Source organism: Streptomyces sp. NRRL S-920, assembly GCF_000717945.1.
Taxonomy (GTDB): Bacteria; Actinomycetota; Actinomycetes; order Streptomycetales; family Streptomycetaceae; genus Streptomyces; species Streptomyces alboniger.
This window is the reverse complement of the sequence record NZ_JODF01000045.1, coordinates 23129-38750: the sequence shown is the minus strand read 5'-3', so window position 1 is coordinate 38750 and position 15622 is coordinate 23129. Positions and strand designations below refer to the sequence as shown.

Sequence of the window (15622 nt, the reverse complement as noted above, 5' to 3'; positions counted from 1 at the left end):
ATGACGCAGACCCGGGCGTACGGATCATGGCCCTCGCCGATCGACGCCGAGCTGGCCGCCACCCACGACGGCGCCCCGGGGTACGTGGGCTTCGTCGGCGCCGAGGCCTGGTGGACCGAGCCGCGGCCCACCGAGGGCGGGCGCCGCGCCCTGGTGCGGCGGCTGCCCGACGGCGAGGAGCGCTCGGTGCTGCCCGCGCCGTGGAACGTGCGCAGCCGCGTCGTCGAGTACGGCGGCCGCCCCTGGGCCGGGGCCGACCGCCCCGAGGGGCCGCTGCTCGTCTTCGCGAACTTCGCCGACCAGCGCCTGTACGCGTGCGAACCCGACGTCCCGGACGCCGCGCCCCGGCCGCTGACCCCGCTCTCGGCCGTGGGTGGCGGCCTGCGCTGGGCCGATCCGGTGCTGCGCCCCGACCGCGGCGAAGTCTGGTGTGTCCTTGAGGAGTTCACCGGCGAGGCGCCCACCGACGTGCGCCGGGTCATCGCCGCCGTGCCGCTCGACGGCTCGGCGGCCGAGGACCGCGGCGCCGTCCGCGAACTGTCCGACGGCGTCCACCGGTTCGTCACAGGCCCCCGTGTCTCGCCGGACGGCACCCGCGCCGCCTGGATCGCCTGGGACCACCCCCGCATGCCGTGGGACGGCACGGAACTGATCCTCGCCGACGTCTCCCCGGACGGCGCGTTCGGTGCGCCCCGGACCTTCGCGGGCGGCCCCGAGGAGTCCGTGGCCCAGGTCGAATGGGCCGCCGACGGACGGCTGTTGTTCTCCAGCGACCGCACCGGCTGGTGGAACCTGTACCGTGCGGCCCCGGACGACCCCACCGGCGTACAGGCCCTGTGCCCGCGCGAGGAGGAGTTCGCCGGCCCGCTGTGGCAGGTCGGCCTCACCTGGTTCGCGCCGCTGGACACCGGCCTGATCGCCGTCGTGCACGGCACGGGCGCCACCGCCCTCGGCATACTCGACCCCGAGACCGGCGAGGTCGTCGACGCGGCCGGCCCCTGGACGGAGTGGGCCTCGACGCTCGCCGCGCACGGCCCCCGCGTGGTCGGCATCGCCGCGAGCCCGCGCAGCGCGTACGAAGTCGTGGAACTGGACACGTGCACAGGACACGCCCGCGTCGTCGGCGCCGCCCACGGCGACCCGGTGGACCCCACGTACTACCCGGAGCCCCAGATCCGCACCTTCTCGGGCCCGGCGGGACGCACCGTCCACGCGCACATCTACCCGCCCCACCACCCCGGCCACGTCGCGCCCGACGACGAACTGCCGCCCTACGTGGTGTGGGCGCACGGCGGCCCCACCGGCCGCTCGCCCCTCGTCCTCGACCTGGCCATCGCCTACTTCACCTCGCGCGGCATCGGCGTCGCCGAGGTCAACTACGGCGGCTCCACCGGGTACGGGCGCGCCTACCGCGACCGGCTGCGCGAGCAGTGGGGCATCGTCGACGTCGAGGACTGCGCGGCCGTCGCGCTGGCGCTGGCCGACGAGGGCACCGCGGACCGCGCCCGGCTCGCGATCCGCGGCGGCAGCGCGGGCGGCTGGACCGCGGCCGTCTCGCTGACCACCACCGACGTCTACGCCTGCGGGACGATCATCTACCCCGTGCTCGACCTCGCCGCGTTCGGCTCCGGGGAGACCCACGACCTCGAATCGCGCTACCTGGACTCCCTCGTCGGACCGCTCGACGAGGTGCCCGGAAGGTACGCGGAGCGTTCGCCGCTGGAGCACGCCGACCGTGTCACCGTGCCCTTCCTGATCCTGCAAGGGCTCGACGACGTGGTCTGTCCGCCCGCGCAGTCCGAGCGCTTCCTCGCCCGGCTCGCGGGGCGCGGGATCCCGCACGCCTACATCGCCTTCGAGGGGGAGGGGCACGGCTTCCGCCGCGTCGGCACCATGGTCCGCGCCTTGGAAGCCGAACTCTCCCTCTACGCCCAGGTGTTCGGGCTGGACCTCGCCGGGACCGTGCCGACCCTGGAGCTGGGCAAGTGATATCCCTCGCACGGCCCGCGCGCCTCACGCCCGGCGCGCGGGTGGCCGTCGTCGCGCCGAGCGGCCCCGTCCCCGAGGACCGGCTCGAAGCGGGCCTCGACATCCTGCGCGGCTGGGACCTGGATCCCGTCGTCATGCCCCATGTCCTGGACACCCACCGGGAGTTCGGCTACCTCGCGGGGGCGGACGCCGACCGCGCCCGTGACCTGGAGCGGGCGTGGTGCGACGCGTCCGTGGCCGCCGTGTTCTGCGCGCGCGGCGGGTACGGCGTCCAGCGCATGGTGGACCTCGTCGACTGGGCGGCCATGCGGGCGGCCACGCGGACGGCCGGACCCAAGGTGTTCCTCGGCTACAGCGACGTCACCTCGCTGCACGAGGCGTTCGCCACGAGGCTCGGGATCGTCACGCTGCACGGCCCGATGACCGCGGCGGCCGACTTCTTGAAGAACGCGCACGCCCAGGAGCATCTGCGCACGACCCTGTTCACTCCGGAGGCCGCCCAGGTGATCACCGCACGGGGGCGCGCGAAGGCGCTGGTCGGCGGCCGGGCCCGGGGCGTCACGCTCGGCGGCTGCGTCTCGCTGCTCGCCGCGGAGCTGGGCACGACCGGGGCGCGGGCGTCCGCGCGTGGCGGTCTGCTGTGCCTGGAGGACATCGGCGAGGAGGCCTACCGCCTGGACCGGAGCCTCACGCAGCTGCTGCGCGCCGGCCTGCTGGAGGGCGTCACGGGCATCGCACTCGGCTCCTGGGAGCAGTGCGGGCCCCACGACGAGCTGCGGGCGCTCTTCGCCGACCGGCTCGGCGGGCTCGGCGTGCCCATGGTCGAGGAGTTCGGGTTCGGGCACTGCGACGGGGCGCTGACCGTGCCGTTCGGGGTACCGGGCCAACTGGACGCGGACGCGGGCACGTTGACACTGGATGTGCCGGCGCTCGCCTGACGCGCTGACGCGCTGACGCGCGTCAGACCAGGTGCCGAGCAGGTGCTTACCGGTCGGTAGCAATCTCCTGTGCGTCGAACGGCACCAGCGTCCTGGCTCCGCCCGTGGCCGCCCGCTGACGTCACCCGCACGGCCCACCGCCCCACCCCGGAGGCACGCCCACCGCGCGCGAACCCGGCCCAGCCGCCCATGCTGGTGCCGGGGGAGGCCGGACGTACCTCCGACGGAAGGGTCCACATCATGAGCCCCAAGACCTCCACGGGCGGCTCCCGGGCGGGCGGCACCGGCGGCGGGCTGATGACGCCCGGGAGGGTCGCCGTCGCCGCGGTCGCCGTCCTCACCCTGGTCTTCATCTTCGAGAACACCCGCAGCACCAAGATCCGCCTGCTGATCCCCGAAGTGACCATGCCCCTGTGGATGGCCCTGCTCGGCACGGGGCTGATCGGCGCCCTGTGCGGGGTCTACTTCGTCGGGAGGCGCAAGTGAGGGCCCGGGCCAGGCGCGCGGGCGTGGTCGCGGGCGGCGCGCTCGCCGCGTCCCTCATGACGGTCACCACCGCCGCGGCCGCGGGCCCGCCGATGCCGGAGTTCCGGGGGCGGGGCCTGGTGCACGTCTTCTCGACCCTCGACTACCGCACTCGCGTCGACGTCCACGACGTCAGCGGCTACCGCCGCACGGTCCTGTGGCCCCTCAACTGGAAGGTGTGCTCCCAGTCCCCGGCCGCGGGCCGGCAGCTCAACGGCCAGGCCGTCACGATCGGCGTCGTGAAGAAGGCCGAGAAGTGCCCCGCCGGGTGACCCGGCCGCCGGGCTTCGCGGCACACGGGTAGCCACGGGTAGCGTGGCCCGATGCCCGACACAGCCCCCCGACCGGCCGACGGCTCCCGCGTGGCCATACGCCCCTTCACCTGCGCGGACTCTGCCGAATTCACCGCGCGTACCCGCGAGAGCCGGGAACTGCACCGGCCCTGGCTCTTCCCGCCGGCCTCGGACGACACCTACCGCGCGTACGCGAAGGCGCTCGACGAGGACCCGGCCAGGGCCGGCTTCCTCGTGTGCGAGCGCGACAGTGGGGCCATCGCGGGGTTCATCAACATCAACAACATCGTGCGGGGCGGTTTCCGCAGCGGAGCCCTCGGCTACGGGTCCTTCGCGCATGCCGCGGGGCGCGGGCTGATGAGCGAGGGACTCGGCCTCGTCATGGCGTACGCCTTCGGGGAGCTGGGGCTGCACCGCCTGGAGGCCAACATCCAGCCGGACAACGCCCCCTCCATCGCCCTCGTGCGCCGCGCCGGCTTCCGCCTGGAGGGCTTCTCCCCGGACTTCCTCTACGTCGACGGGGCCTGGCGCGACCACGAACGCTGGGCCATCACCGCCGACATGGCGCCGGTGCCGGTCCCCGTCAGCGGCGTGAAGGCTTTCGGTTGATCTTCATGGTGTCCATGTCCGTCACGCTCGACCGCAGGTCCCGGAAGCCGAGGCCCCGCTCCCTCAGCATCGTCTCGGCCTGCTCCTCGGCGAGCGCCCCCGCCATCTCCTCGCCGTCCTCGGCGTCGGAGACCACCACATAGCGCAGCGAGAAGTGCTTGAGCGCGCGGTCGTAGGTCAGGGTGCCCTCGGGCGTGAACTTCATCCGGGCCAGGCCGTGTTCCTCGACCTCCGCGAGGAGCGCCGCGCGTGACGCGTCGGTCAGCTCGTCCCACGTCCCTCGGACGATCACTCGGTAGGTGTGCTGGGTGCCCATGTCCTCGCGCTCTTCTCTCTCTCGACCACCGGTCTCCCGGCCGGCCCACGGCCAAAGGGACCAGGGTACGTCGCCGGGGGTGGGCCGCCCACGGAATATCGGCGGGGCGCGTTCGGCGTGCGCGGTGCGGCCTTTACGCAATCCTGGCCCGAAGGGCCCCTGGGCGGCGCCGCCGTGACCGTGTTCCATGGTGATCGTGAAGACCACCGTGCGCCGTGACGTACTGACCCTGCCCGTCGCCCCGACCGGCCCTGAGAACCCGCTGCCCCCGCTGCGGCCGCCCGGCGACCCGCACATCCCGGACGAGCGCGCCAAGGACGGCCTGCCGCGCGACATGGCACGCCAGGTCGGGTACGAGCCGCTGCGCAGCCTGCTGCCCGTGCGGCTCCTCGACGGCTACGGACGCAAGCGCACAGAGACGCCGCTCGACACCCTCGTCATCGAGAACGACCGGCTGCGCGCCACTGTCCTGCCCGGGTATGGAGGGCGCGTCCACTCCCTCCTCCACAAGCCGACCGGACGCGAACTCCTCTACCGCAACCCGGTGTTGCAGCCCGCGGGCTTCGCACTCAACGGCGCGTGGTTCTCCGGGGGCATCGAGTGGAGCATCGGCGCCACCGGCCACACCACCCTGTCGTGCGCACCCGTGCACGCCGCCCGCGTGACCGCGCCCGACGGCGGTGAGATGCTGCGCCTGTGGGAGTGGGAGCGGCTGCGCGACCTGCCCTTCCAAGTGGACCTGTGGCTCCCCGAGGACTCCGACTTCCTCCACGTCGGCGTGCGGATCCGCAACCCGCACGAGAAGCCGGCGCCGGTCTATTGGTGGTCGAACATCGCGGTGCCCGAGGAGCGCAGGGTGCTCGCCCCCGCCGACGAGGCATGGCGGTTCGCCCACCCGGGCGGGCTGCGGCGGGTGCCGGTGCCCGTGTCCGACGGCGCCGACCGGACGTACCCGCCGCGCAGCGAGTACTCCGCCGACTATTTCTACGACGTCCCTGACGGCGCCCGGCGCTGGATCGCCGCGCTGGACGGGGACGGCCACGGGATCGTGCAGACCTCCACGGATCTGCCGCGCGGCCGCAAGCTCTTCGTCTGGGGCACCGGCAGCGGCGGGCGGCGCTGGCAGGAGTGGCTCACCGAACCCGGCACCGGCGGCTACGCGGAGATCCAGTCGGGCCTCGCGCGCACGCAGCTGGAGCACGTACGCCTGGAGGCCGGAGCCGAGTTCAGCTGGCTGGAGTCGTACGGGCCGCTGTCCGCCCGCGCCGACCTCGTGCACGGCGACTGGGCGGAAGCGTGCGCCGAGACCGGGGCGCGCCTCGCGGACGCCCTGCCCGAGGAGGCCGTCGACGCCGCCTACGCGGCTTGGCTGGCCCGCGCCGACACCGAGCCGGGGGAGGTGCTGGCGGTCGGCTCCGGCTGGGGCGCGCTGGAGGTCCTGCGCGCCGAGTACAAGCTGCCGGGCACGCCCTTCGACGAGTCGACGCTCGGCGCCGAGCAGGCGCCCTGGCTCGAACTGCTGCGCTCCGGAGCCTTTCCCGAGCCGCGCGAGGTCGCCCCGCCCGGCCCGACGCTCGTCAACCGGAACTGGCGCGACATGCTGGAGACCGCGCCCGCGCGACCGCTCACGGAGTACCACCTGGGGGTCGCGCAGTGGCACGAGGGCGACCGGGCGCAGGCCGTCCGCAGCTGGGAGCGGGGGCTCGAACTCGCCTCGTCCCGCTGGCCGTTGCTGCGATGCCTCGCCGTCGCGGACGCCGTCGAGGGACACCTGGAGCGGGCCGCCGACCGGTACGCGGAGGCCTTCGACGACCTGTGCCAGGAGCGGCGTGACGACGGCGCCGCCTGGACGGCGGCGACGGCCGCGCTCGGCCGCGAGGCGATATCCGCGCTGCTGGCGGCGGACCGCCCGCAGGCGGCACGCGCGGTGTGGGACCGCCTCCACGAAACCACCCGCGCCGAGGGCCGCTTCCGCCTCGTCGAGGCCCAAATCCTCTATGCCGAGGGCGACATGGCGGCGGTGCGCGCCGTCTTCGACGAGGGCTTCGAGGCGGCCGACCTGCGGGAGGGCGCCGAGACCCTGGGCGACCTGTGGACGGCGGCCACCGGCAGCGAGAAGATCCCGGCGCGCTACGACTTCCGGGTACGGCCCTAGGGGGGCGCGGAAGGAACCGGGGCCGGTCGGGCCGGGTGGGTCAGGGCGCTGTGGCGCGGCGGTCCACGTACTCGAAGACGGCGCCGTCGGGGTGCATCGCGATGAGGTTGCGCCCGGCGGGGGTGGGGACGGGGCCCGCGATGACGCGGGCGCCGGACGCGTTCAGTACGGCGTACGCCTCGTCCACGTCCCGCACCGCGATGGTCGCCGAGACCTTGCGGAGGATCTCCAGCTCCTGCTCCGGGCCGCTCATCAGCAGGAAGCAGCCGATCGCGGCCACGGAGACGCCGCCGCGCTCGAAGCGCATCGCCTTGCCGCCCGCGAGGCGCTCGTAGAACGCGACCGAGGACTCCAGGTCCTCGACGCAGATGCGCAGCGTGGTTCCCAGGATCTCCATGATTGGAACGCCCTCACCTCTGTGGCCCGCCAACGGCTCCGCAACGATTTCATGATTGCCCGCTCCCTCGCCACCGCCTCCCGCGAGGACGCTCCCTCAACTCCCGTGCCGGGCAGACACAGTGGAGGGCGGCACCGTACGGTGCCGCCCTCCTGCCGTCACCCGTCGTCAGGACTGGGGACGGCTGCCGTGGTTCGCGCCGTTCTTGCGGCGGGCCTTCTTCTTGCGACGTCGCTTCGAGGACATGGATACCTCCGTGTTTCGGTGGTGCTTCCCAGGTGCGAACCCAGGCGATCATGCGCCGCCTACCCAAAGCGTGATCCCGTTATGATGTGACCTGCGTCACATCGCGTGTGATGTCGCGCGGACCCACCCCCCCTCGGGACAGTGCCGTTACGGGCCGCGCGCCCCGGGTACCCGGGGCGCCATGACTGGCTTCGACAAACCCCAGACCGGCCTCGGCAAGCAGCCGTTCGACAAGGCCCTGACCGACGAGCTGGTCCGTACGATCCGTAGCGAACTGCGGGAGGAACTGCGCGAGCAGACCAAGAAGCAGCGGCGCAAGGCCGTGTTCTACGCCGGTTCAGGCGCCACCGCGTTCTACGCGGGCGCCGCCGCCGCCCTCGCCGCCGGTCTCGCGCTCGCCCTGGTGCTGCCCGACTGGGCGGCGGCCCTGATCGTCGGCGCGCTGCTCGCCGTCGCCGCGATGCTGCTGCGCAACGCGGCACGCCCGAGCGCCGAGCGCCCGGCGGCCCACCCCGGCGCCGCCGCCCAGTACGCGGATCCGGCAGCGGGGGCTCCGGGTGCCGCGGGTGCCGCGGGCGTCACGGGCGACGGCCTCGCCGCCCCGGTCGTTCCCCCCGGCACCCCCGCACCGCCGCCGATGCCGCCCTCCGTGCCCGCGGCGCCCGCCGAGGCCCCCGAGACGCCTCGGCGCGACGAGCGCTGACGGCGCTGGCGCGGGCGGCGGACGCCGGGAGCCGGAGCCGTGTGCGGCCGCCGGGGGACGGGGGCCTGGGACGAGGGTCCTCACACCACCCGGAACCCCTCACACCACCCGGAACTCCTCCACATCGGCCGTGCGCAGCTCCAAGCCGTGCCCGACGCCACCCTCCGGGCGCACGACGCCGCCGGTCGGGTCGAGGGCCCCGGCGAAGAACATCGACTCGATCCGCACGTGGTCGTGGAACCACTCGATGTGCCGCAGGTTCGGCACGCACGCGGCGACCGCGGCATGTGCGTGCGGCGCGCAGTGCGCCGAGACCTCCAGGCCGTGCGCCTGCGCGAGAGCCGCCGCGCGCAGCCACTCGGTGAGGCCGCCGCAGCGCGTCGCGTCCACCTGCAAACAGTCCACGGACGGGATCATGCGGGCGAAGTAGGGCAGGTCGTAGCCGTACTCGCCCGCCGTCACGTCACACATCAGCGCGTCCCTGACCAGCGCGAGGCCCCGCAGGTCGTCCGATGACACCGGTTCCTCGAACCAGCCCACGCCGTGCTCGGCGAGCACCCTGCCCACCCGTACGGCCTGCTTGCGCGTGTAGCCGCCGTTCGCGTCGACGTACAACTCGGCCTGGGGGCCGATGACGTCACGCGCGGTGCGCACGCGCGATACGTCGCGGCCCGCGGCCCGGCCCCACCGCTCGCCGATCTTGATCTTGACGCGCGGGATGTGCTGGCCGTGCACCCATCCGTTCAGCTGCGCCGCCAGATGCGTGTCGTGGTACGTCGTGAAGCCGCCGCTGCCGTAGACGGGAACCTCGTCGCGGGCCGCGCCGAGGAGACGTACGAGCGGCAGTTCCAGGAGGCGGGCCTTCAGGTCCCACAGCGCGATGTCGACCGCCGAGATCGCGCAGCCCGCGGCGCCGGGGCGCCCGGTGTCGCGTACCGCCTTCGTCATCGCGTCGTGCGCCGCGGGGATGTCGAGGGCGTCCCGGCCGAGGACGGCGGGGGTGAGCTGCTCGTCGACGAGCACGGCGACGGATGCGGGCGCGTACGTCCAGCCGGTGCCCGTCGCGTCGCCCGCGGTGATCTCCACGATGACGACCGTCGTGGTGTCCCAGGCGAAGGTGCCGTCCGCCTCGGGTGCGTCCGCGGGCACCGTGTACGCGGAGACGACGGGCCGTTCGATCGCGACTGCGTCCTTCATCTGGGACTTCCTCGGTTCATCGTGCGCGGGGGGTTCGGGGGCGCGGGCGCGGGACAGGTGCGCGCGCAGGGCGCGGCGGCCGGGGGCGTGGGGATGCGTCTCCGGTGCGTCGAGGGTCGAGGGAAACGGGTCGGATACGGCTCGGGGTAACCCCGGGACTTCGGCTCCGGGTAACCCGGGGGCTATGGCTCCGGGTAACGCCGGGGCTATGGCTCCGGGTAACTCAGGGACTACGGCCTCGGGTAACCCCGGGACGCGGCAGCAAACGGCGTCCGAAGCGTGCCGGACCTCGGTTTTCGGCCCCCGGAGGCGTTGCTTCCGGGCAGCCGCCCTCCTCTGCTTCCGGGCGCCCGCCGGTCCGGGCCCGGCGCCCCCGCATCCGGAGTTTGCCGCCCGGCGGGCCGGGGCACGCGGAGGGTTCCGAGCCCGCCGGACCCGACCCCGCCGGAGGCACACCATGAGCCGACCCCGCACCGTCATCGCCGGAGCCGGGTCCGCCCGTCACCGTGCGGCGCACACCCCGGCCCGGCGGCCCCGGCCGACCCCACAGGTCCGGCCGACCCGGTGCGGACACGGCGGCCGTCGCCGCCCCCGGGCCGCCCGCCCCCGGGCCGCCCGGCGCCGGGCGCGCCGGGCCGTGCCGCCGGGGCGCGTCGCCGCGGCCCGCGCGCGCGGCCACCACCTGGCGGTCATGCCGGGCGCTCGCGTCCGGGGCGCAGCAGACTGGCTCCTGGACGCCGTACCGCCGCGCCGGGACGCGCGGGTCGGCCGCGTACGGCTCGGCGCCCCCGGCTCGGCACCCCCCGGCCCAGCCCGGTCCGCTCGTCGCCGCTCCCGGCGGACACCAAGGCACCCCAGGCACCCCGGACGCCCGCGCCGACAGGCCCCGCACCGAAGACGGCCCGAACGCCCGTGCCGGACCGCGACCCCTAGGGCCGCCACGCCCAGGCGGCCCCGCACAGCAAGGAGACCCCCTCATGACCAGCAGTGACCTCTCCACCCTCGCCCAGCAGCTGCGTGTCGACTCGGTCCGCGCCGCGGCCGCCGCCGGCTCCGGGCACCCCACCTCGTCGATGTCCGCCGCCGACCTGATGGCGGTGCTCACGGCCCGCCATCTGCACTACGACTTCGACCGCCCGGACCATCCGGGCAACGACCGCTTCATCCTCTCCAAGGGCCACGCCTCCCCGCTGCTCTACGCGGCGTACAAGGCGGCGGGCGCCCTCACCGACGACGAACTGCTGACCTTCCGCAAGGAGGGCAGCCGCCTCCAGGGGCACCCGACACCCCGCGCCCTGCCGTGGGTGGAGGTCGCCACCGGCTCGCTCGGGCAGGGCCTGCCCGTCGGCGTCGGCATGGCACTCTCCGGCAAGCGGCTCGAACGCATCCCCTACCGCGTCTGGGTGCTCTGCGGCGACAGCGAACTCGCCGAGGGCTCCGTCTGGGAGGCCGCCGAGCACGCCGGATACGAACACCTCGACAACCTCACCGTGATCGTCGACGTCAACCGGCTCGGCCAGCGAGGGCCGACCCGCCACGAGTGGAACCTGAAGGCCTACGCCGACCGCTTCAAGGCCTTCGACTGGCACGTCGTCGAGACCGACGGGCACGACGTCGACGCCGTCGACCGCGCCTTCCAGGAGGCGGGCTCCACCGCCGGGCAGCCGACCGTCATCCTCGCCCGCACCCTCAAGGGCAAGGGCGTCGCCTCCATCGAGAACCGCGAGGGGCTGCACGGCAAGCCGCTGCCGGACGCGGAGTCGGCCGTCGAGGAGCTGGGCGGCGTACGCGACGTACGCGTCGAGGTGCGCAAGCCGGCCGCGGCGCGCACCCTGCACGCGGAGCGCGCCGGCCACCTCGAACTGCCCCGCCACGACGTCGGCGAGGACATCGCCACCCGCGACGCCTACGGGCAGGCGCTCGCCGCCCTCGGCACCGCCCGCGGCGACGTGGTCGCCCTCGACGGCGAAGTGGGCGACTCGACACGCACGGAGTACTTCGCCAAGGAACACCCCGACCGCTACTTCGAGTGCTACATCGCCGAGCAGCAGCTGGTCGCCTCCGCCGTCGGCATGGCGGCGCGCGGCTGGGTGCCGTACGCGTCGACGTTCGCGGCGTTCCTCACGCGCGCCCACGACTTCGTACGGATGGCGGCGATCAGCGGCGCGGGCATCAACCTCGTCGGCTCCCACGCGGGCGTAGCCATCGGCGAGGACGGTCCCTCCCAGATGGGCCTCGAAGACCTGGCGATGTTCCGCGCGGTGCACGGCTCGACGGTCCTTTACCCGTGCGACGCCCACCAGACCGGGCGGCTCATCGCCCAGATGGCCGATCTCGACGGCGTGCGCTACCTGCGTACGTCACGCGGGAACACGCCCGTCATCTACGGCCCCGGCGAGGAGTTCCCCATCGGCGGCTCCAAGGTCCTGCGCTCCTCCGACGCCGACCGGTTGACCCTCGTCGCCGCCGGGGTGACCGTCCACGAGGCCCTGTCCGCGGCGGAGTTGCTGGAGAACGAGGGCATTCCGGTGCGCGTCATCGACCTGTACTCCGTCAAGCCCGTCGACCGCCAGACCCTGCGCGAGGCGGCCACACAGACCGGCTGCCTGGTCACCGTCGAGGACCACCGCGAGGAGGGCGGCCTCGGCGACGCGGTCCTCGACGCGTTCACCGACGGCGGCCCGGTGCCGCGCCTGGTCCGGCTCGCGGTGCGGACGATGCCCGGCTCGGCGTCCCCCGAGGAGCAGCTGCGCGCGGCGGGCATCGACGCCCAGTCGATCGCCGCGGCGGCCCGACTGCTGGTGGAGGAGGCGGTGGTGCGGTGATCTCCCTGCGGCGCTGCTCGGGGCTCACCGGGCCGTCCTCCTGAACCACGCGTTGGCCGCGGGGCGGAACATCAGGACGACCGCCGTCAGCACCGCCGCCAGATGCAGCAGGCGGCTCCCGGCGAACAGGACGTCCACGGCGTCCAGGTCGCGGAAGGCCTCGCCGATCCGATGCCCGTCGGCCAGCCGGCGTACGGGCCCGACGAGCAGGGACAGCGTGCCGAGGACGCCGAGAACGCCTGCCAGGGTGAGCCGCGCCCAGTTCCCGCCGCGCCGCATCCGCACCGCGACCAGCACGGCCGCCGAGTACACGGCCACGCGCAGGGCGAGACCGCCCGCGAGGTCACCGGTGGACGCGCCGCCGTCGGCCACCTCCCCGATCACTGCGAGCACCGTCTCGAAGACACCGGCGGCGACCGCGGTGAGCCAGAGCGCGAAGGCCGCCCTGACGGGCGTGGGAGCGGGCGGCTCGTCCGTTCTCGGGAGCACACGGGCCAGCGGCGCCGACGGCTGGGGGCTGGGGCGGGGGCGGGTGTGCCGCGGACCGGAACGCAGGTCCGAGTCGTGCGTCATGGCGGGCCTCACAGAGGGTCGTTGATGCGGGAGTGCCGTTCGGTGCCTTCGATCCTCCCGGCCGGGGCGCCGCCGGACACGCCCGCCGTCCCCCTGGTTCCCGGTGGTGCCAGCCACCCTCCCGACCAGGGTGAACCCCACCGCGCCAGGGGGCCCGGGGCGACTACCGGGGCCGCCCCGGGGTACCCGACGAGTCCGTCCGACCCGGTGACCCGAGCGGAAGGAAACGCCCATGAGCGACGTACGGACGGTGCGGGCGGGCCGCCGCACCGTGGAGCTGCACCGGCCGGAGAAGGTCCTCTTCCCGGCCGGTGACGACGACGGCGGCGGCAGGGAAAGAAGCGGCGGCGGCAGCAGCGAGGGCCGTGCGCAAGGCGAGGGCGCCGGGAGGGGCTACACGAAAGCGGACCTCTTCGACTACTACCGGTCCGTCGCCCCCTTCATGCTGCCCCACCTGCGCGGCCGCCCCCTGATGCTGGAGCGCCACCCCGACGGTGTCGACGGCCCCCGCTTCATGCAGAAGGACACACCGGACCACTACCCGGAGTGGATCACCCGCGCCGAGGTCGCCAAGAAGGGCGGCACGGTCACGCACACCGTGTGCGACGACACCGCCACGCTGCTCTTCCTCGCCGACCAGGCCTGTCTCACCCTGCACCGCTGGCTCTCCCGCACCGGCAAAATCGACCACCCCGACCGGCTGGTCTTCGACCTGGACCCGGCGAAGGACGACTTCGGCGCCGTGCGCGACGCGGCCCGGCTGCTCGGGGAGCTGCTCGACCACATGAGCCTGCCGTCCGCCCTGATGACGACCGGCTCACGCGGACTGCACGTCGTCGTGCCCCTCAATGGCCACCACGACTTCGACGACGTACGCGAGTTCGCCAAGGACGTCGCCGACACGCTCGCCGCCGCGCACCCCGACCGGCTCACCACGGCCGCCCGCAAAGAGGCGCGCGGCGACCGGCTCTACCTCGACGTGCAGCGCAACGGGTACGCGCAGACAGCGGTGGCCCCCTACTCCGTGCGGGCCGAGCCCGGCGCCCCGGTAGCCGTCCCGCTCGCCTGGGAACAGCTCGACGACCCCGCCGTGCACGCCCGCCGCTGGACCATCGAGAACGCCCTGGAACAGGCCCGCACCGACCCGTGGGCCGGCGTCCCGCGCAACGGACGCGCCCTTGGACCGGCCCGCCGCAAGCTGCGCGCCCTGCGTGGCTGAGGCGAGGTTTGGCCAAGGGACACCGGGACACACGTACCGGGAGGTGAACATGGCCAATACGTCACGTAAGACAACAGACGACAAGACATCGGACACCGCGCAGAACGAGAAGAACAACAAGACATCGGACACCGCGCAGGACGAACTGCCGGGCCCCATGGCCGTTCTGCGGGCCGCCCAGACCCAGCTCGCCGAGCTGACCGGGATGACAGCCGAATCGGTGGCGTCCTTCGAACGCACCGAGGAGGGATGGCTGTTGGAGATCGAGGTGCTTGAACTGGCCCGCGTCCCGGACACGATGAGCCTGCTGGCGACGTACGAGGTGCGGCTCGACTCGCAGGGCGAGCTGACCGGTTACCGGCGGATCCGCCGGTACGAGCGCGGACGTTCGGACCCCCGCAACACCTAACGGAACAAGGCAACAAGGCAACCAGTAACGGACCCACAGCAAGGAGGCTCAGTCGGTATGACCGTAGTCCCGGCACAACAGTCCGGCGGTGGAGGCGGCTCCAGCGGCCTGTACGACGTCGTGGAGCTGATCCTCGACCGAGGTCTCGTCATCGACGCCTTCGTACGCGTCTCGCTCGTCGGCATCGAGATCCTGAAGGTCGATGTCCGTGTCGTCGTCGCGAGCGTCGACACCTATCTGCGGTTCGCCGAGGCGTGCAACCGCCTCGACCTGGAATCCGGGCCGAAGAAGGACCCCGGCCTGCCCGACCTCGTCGGTGAGATCACCGAGTCCGGCGCCAAGGGCAAGTCCAAGGGCGCGCTCTCCGGAGCGGCCGAGACCATATCGGACGCCTTCAAGCAGTCCCGTGAGGAAGGCCAGCGACAGACCGAGGAGCGCCCGCGGGCCCGGCGGTCCACGACCTCGCGCCGCAAGGAGGAGAAGGAGTGACCACCTACGTCTACGGCATCGCCAACAGCTCCCACCCGGCCCTGCCGGACGGCATGGAGGGCATCGGGAAGCCTGCGTGCCCCGTGCGCATCCTCAAGCAGGGTGATCTCGCCGCTATCGTGAGCGACGCCCCCGAGGACCTCAAGCCCAAGCGGCGTGACCTGCTCGCCCACCAGAACGTCCTCTCGGAGGCGGGCGCCGCGGGCTCCGTGCTCCCGATGCGCTTCGGCAGCCTCGCGCCGGACGACGAGACCGTCGTATCCGTGCTCGGGGAGCGCGCCGATCACTACACGGAACGGCTGCGCACCCTCGACGGCAAGGTCGAGTACAACGTGAAGGCCACGCACAACGAACAGGCGGTGCTGCACCAGGTCCTCGCGGAGAACCCGGAGCTGCGCGCCATGGTCGAGGCCAATCAGCGCCAGGGCGGCGGCAGCCAGGAGCAGAAGTTGCAGCTCGGTGAGGCGGTCACCTCCGCGGTGCGGGCCCGCGAGGCGAGCGACGCCGTCGAGGTGCGGCGCGCGCTGGAACCGACGGCCGAGGCGGTCGCCGACGGGCCCGAGAGCACCGGCTGGCTCGCCAACATCTCGTTCCTGGTGAGCCGCAAGTCCGCCGAGGGCTTCGTCGCCGCGGTGGACGAACTCCGCACCACCCAGCCGCACTTGGAACTCACGGTGCACGGCCCGCTGCCGCCGTACAGCTTCGTCGACCCGGGCCCCGCCGGACCGGCGGAGTGACG

The 15622-nt window shown here is 73.7% G+C and carries 17 protein-coding genes; 12 read left to right on the top strand and 5 right to left on the bottom strand.

Going from position 1 to position 15622, the window contains the following annotated elements:
• The 5 genes from IG54_RS43120 to IG54_RS0127065 all read left to right on the top strand — a co-directional run bounded on the left by IG54_RS43120 (position 1) and on the right by IG54_RS0127065 (position 4354).
• A complete protein-coding gene (locus IG54_RS43120; protein WP_234336359.1) occupies positions 1-1989 on the top strand; it encodes an LpqB family beta-propeller domain-containing protein in 1989 nt (662 codons plus the stop codon).
• Complete coding sequence (locus IG54_RS43115) at positions 1986-2927, top strand: S66 peptidase family protein (RefSeq protein WP_030789863.1); 942 nt, start codon at positions 1986-1988, stop codon at positions 2925-2927. Before IG54_RS43120 ends, IG54_RS43115 begins: the two co-directional genes overlap by 4 nt.
• Positions 2928-3167: 240 nt before the next feature.
• A complete protein-coding gene (locus IG54_RS0127075; RefSeq protein WP_030789860.1) occupies positions 3168-3413 on the top strand; it encodes a LapA family protein in 246 nt (81 codons plus the stop codon).
• Positions 3410-3724 (top strand): hypothetical protein, encoded by a 315-nt coding sequence (locus IG54_RS0127070; protein WP_030789857.1) that lies wholly within the window; start codon positions 3410-3412, stop codon positions 3722-3724. Before IG54_RS0127075 ends, IG54_RS0127070 begins: the two co-directional genes overlap by 4 nt.
• A gap of 51 nt (positions 3725-3775) precedes the next feature.
• A complete protein-coding gene (locus IG54_RS0127065; RefSeq protein WP_030789854.1) occupies positions 3776-4354 on the top strand; it encodes a GNAT family N-acetyltransferase in 579 nt (192 codons plus the stop codon).
• On the opposite strand, the gene IG54_RS0127060 is transcribed toward IG54_RS0127065, so the two are convergent.
• Positions 4329-4670 carry a DUF6204 family protein gene (locus IG54_RS0127060; protein ID WP_030789849.1) on the bottom strand — a complete coding sequence of 114 codons (342 nt, stop codon included), beginning with the start codon at positions 4668-4670 and terminating at the stop codon, positions 4329-4331. The two genes, IG54_RS0127065 and IG54_RS0127060, sit on opposite strands and share 26 nt — an antisense overlap.
• A 187-nt stretch (positions 4671-4857) precedes the next feature.
• Between IG54_RS0127060 and IG54_RS0127055 the strand changes: the two genes are divergently transcribed.
• Positions 4858-6825: a DUF5107 domain-containing protein gene (locus tag IG54_RS0127055; RefSeq protein WP_030789846.1), complete on the top strand. Its 1968-nt coding sequence runs from the start codon at positions 4858-4860 to the stop codon at positions 6823-6825.
• A gap of 40 nt (positions 6826-6865) precedes the next feature.
• On the opposite strand, the gene IG54_RS0127050 is transcribed toward IG54_RS0127055, so the two are convergent.
• Positions 6866-7222 carry a VOC family protein gene (locus IG54_RS0127050; RefSeq protein ID WP_030789844.1) on the bottom strand — a complete coding sequence of 119 codons (357 nt, stop codon included), beginning with the start codon at positions 7220-7222 and terminating at the stop codon, positions 6866-6868.
• Positions 7223-7390: 168 nt separating this feature from the next.
• The gene (locus IG54_RS43860; RefSeq protein WP_370443954.1) at positions 7391-7468 is read right to left on the bottom strand and encodes a 50S ribosomal protein bL37; all 78 of its coding nucleotides are present in this window, start codon (positions 7466-7468) and stop codon (positions 7391-7393) included.
• A 181-nt stretch (positions 7469-7649) separates the two neighbouring features.
• On the opposite strand from IG54_RS43860, the gene IG54_RS39395 reads away from it, so the two are divergent.
• Positions 7650-8171 carry a phage holin family protein gene (locus IG54_RS39395; RefSeq protein ID WP_051820003.1) on the top strand — a complete coding sequence of 174 codons (522 nt, stop codon included), beginning with the start codon at positions 7650-7652 and terminating at the stop codon, positions 8169-8171.
• Positions 8172-8270: 99 nt separating this feature from the next.
• Here IG54_RS39395 and IG54_RS0127040 read toward each other — a convergent pair whose 3' ends face one another.
• Positions 8271-9368: an enolase C-terminal domain-like protein gene (locus IG54_RS0127040; RefSeq protein ID WP_030789840.1), complete on the bottom strand. Its 1098-nt coding sequence runs from the start codon at positions 9366-9368 to the stop codon at positions 8271-8273.
• Between the two features lie 977 nt (positions 9369-10345).
• Here IG54_RS0127040 and IG54_RS0127035 point away from each other — a divergent pair.
• Entirely contained in the window at positions 10346-12193 is a 1848-nt protein-coding gene (locus tag IG54_RS0127035) for a transketolase (protein WP_030789837.1), read from the top strand.
• Positions 12194-12217: 24 nt separating this feature from the next.
• Here IG54_RS0127035 and IG54_RS42185 read toward each other — a convergent pair whose 3' ends face one another.
• Positions 12218-12766, bottom strand: a complete 549-nt coding sequence (locus tag IG54_RS42185; protein ID WP_051820002.1) for a hypothetical protein — start codon at positions 12764-12766, stop codon at positions 12218-12220.
• Between the two features lie 232 nt (positions 12767-12998).
• Between IG54_RS42185 and ligD the strand changes: the two genes are divergently transcribed.
• The 4 genes from ligD to IG54_RS0127010 are packed head-to-tail and all read left to right on the top strand — an operon-like array spanning position 12999 to position 15620.
• On the top strand, positions 12999-13985 hold the full coding sequence (gene ligD, locus IG54_RS0127025; RefSeq protein WP_030789832.1) for a non-homologous end-joining DNA ligase: 987 nt from the start codon (positions 12999-13001) through the stop codon (positions 13983-13985).
• A 49-nt stretch (positions 13986-14034) separates the two neighbouring features.
• Complete coding sequence (locus IG54_RS0127020; protein WP_030789829.1) at positions 14035-14394, top strand: gas vesicle protein; 360 nt, start codon at positions 14035-14037, stop codon at positions 14392-14394.
• 57 nt (positions 14395-14451) lie between these two features.
• Entirely contained in the window at positions 14452-14883 is a 432-nt protein-coding gene (locus IG54_RS0127015) for a gas vesicle structural protein GvpA (RefSeq protein ID WP_030789826.1), read from the top strand.
• Positions 14880-15620, top strand: a complete 741-nt coding sequence (locus tag IG54_RS0127010; RefSeq protein WP_030789811.1) for a GvpL/GvpF family gas vesicle protein — start codon at positions 14880-14882, stop codon at positions 15618-15620. Before IG54_RS0127015 ends, IG54_RS0127010 begins: the two co-directional genes overlap by 4 nt.
• The last annotated feature ends 2 nt before the right edge of the window (positions 15621-15622 follow it).

Coding starts and splice junctions, on each gene's coding strand:
- IG54_RS43120 (WP_234336359.1), top strand. CDS start 1: ATGACGCAGACCCGGGCGTACGGATCATGGCCCTCGCCGATCGACGCC.
- IG54_RS0127075 (WP_030789860.1), top strand. CDS start 3,168: ATGAGCCCCAAGACCTCCACGGGCGGCTCCCGGGCGGGCGGCACCGGC.
- IG54_RS0127065 (WP_030789854.1), top strand. CDS start 3,776: ATGCCCGACACAGCCCCCCGACCGGCCGACGGCTCCCGCGTGGCCATA.
- IG54_RS0127060 (WP_030789849.1), bottom strand. CDS start 4,670: ATGGGCACCCAGCACACCTACCGAGTGATCGTCCGAGGGACGTGGGAC.
- IG54_RS0127055 (WP_030789846.1), top strand. CDS start 4,858: ATGGTGATCGTGAAGACCACCGTGCGCCGTGACGTACTGACCCTGCCC.
- IG54_RS0127050 (WP_030789844.1), bottom strand. CDS start 7,222: ATGGAGATCCTGGGAACCACGCTGCGCATCTGCGTCGAGGACCTGGAG.
- IG54_RS43860 (WP_370443954.1), bottom strand. CDS start 7,468: ATGTCCTCGAAGCGACGTCGCAAGAAGAAGGCCCGCCGCAAGAACGGC.
- IG54_RS39395 (WP_051820003.1), top strand. CDS start 7,650: ATGACTGGCTTCGACAAACCCCAGACCGGCCTCGGCAAGCAGCCGTTC.
- IG54_RS0127040 (WP_030789840.1), bottom strand. CDS start 9,368: ATGAAGGACGCAGTCGCGATCGAACGGCCCGTCGTCTCCGCGTACACG.
- IG54_RS0127035 (WP_030789837.1), top strand. CDS start 10,346: ATGACCAGCAGTGACCTCTCCACCCTCGCCCAGCAGCTGCGTGTCGAC.
- IG54_RS42185 (WP_051820002.1), bottom strand. CDS start 12,766: ATGACGCACGACTCGGACCTGCGTTCCGGTCCGCGGCACACCCGCCCC.
- ligD (WP_030789832.1), top strand. CDS start 12,999: ATGAGCGACGTACGGACGGTGCGGGCGGGCCGCCGCACCGTGGAGCTG.
- IG54_RS0127020 (WP_030789829.1), top strand. CDS start 14,035: ATGGCCAATACGTCACGTAAGACAACAGACGACAAGACATCGGACACC.
- IG54_RS0127015 (WP_030789826.1), top strand. CDS start 14,452: ATGACCGTAGTCCCGGCACAACAGTCCGGCGGTGGAGGCGGCTCCAGC.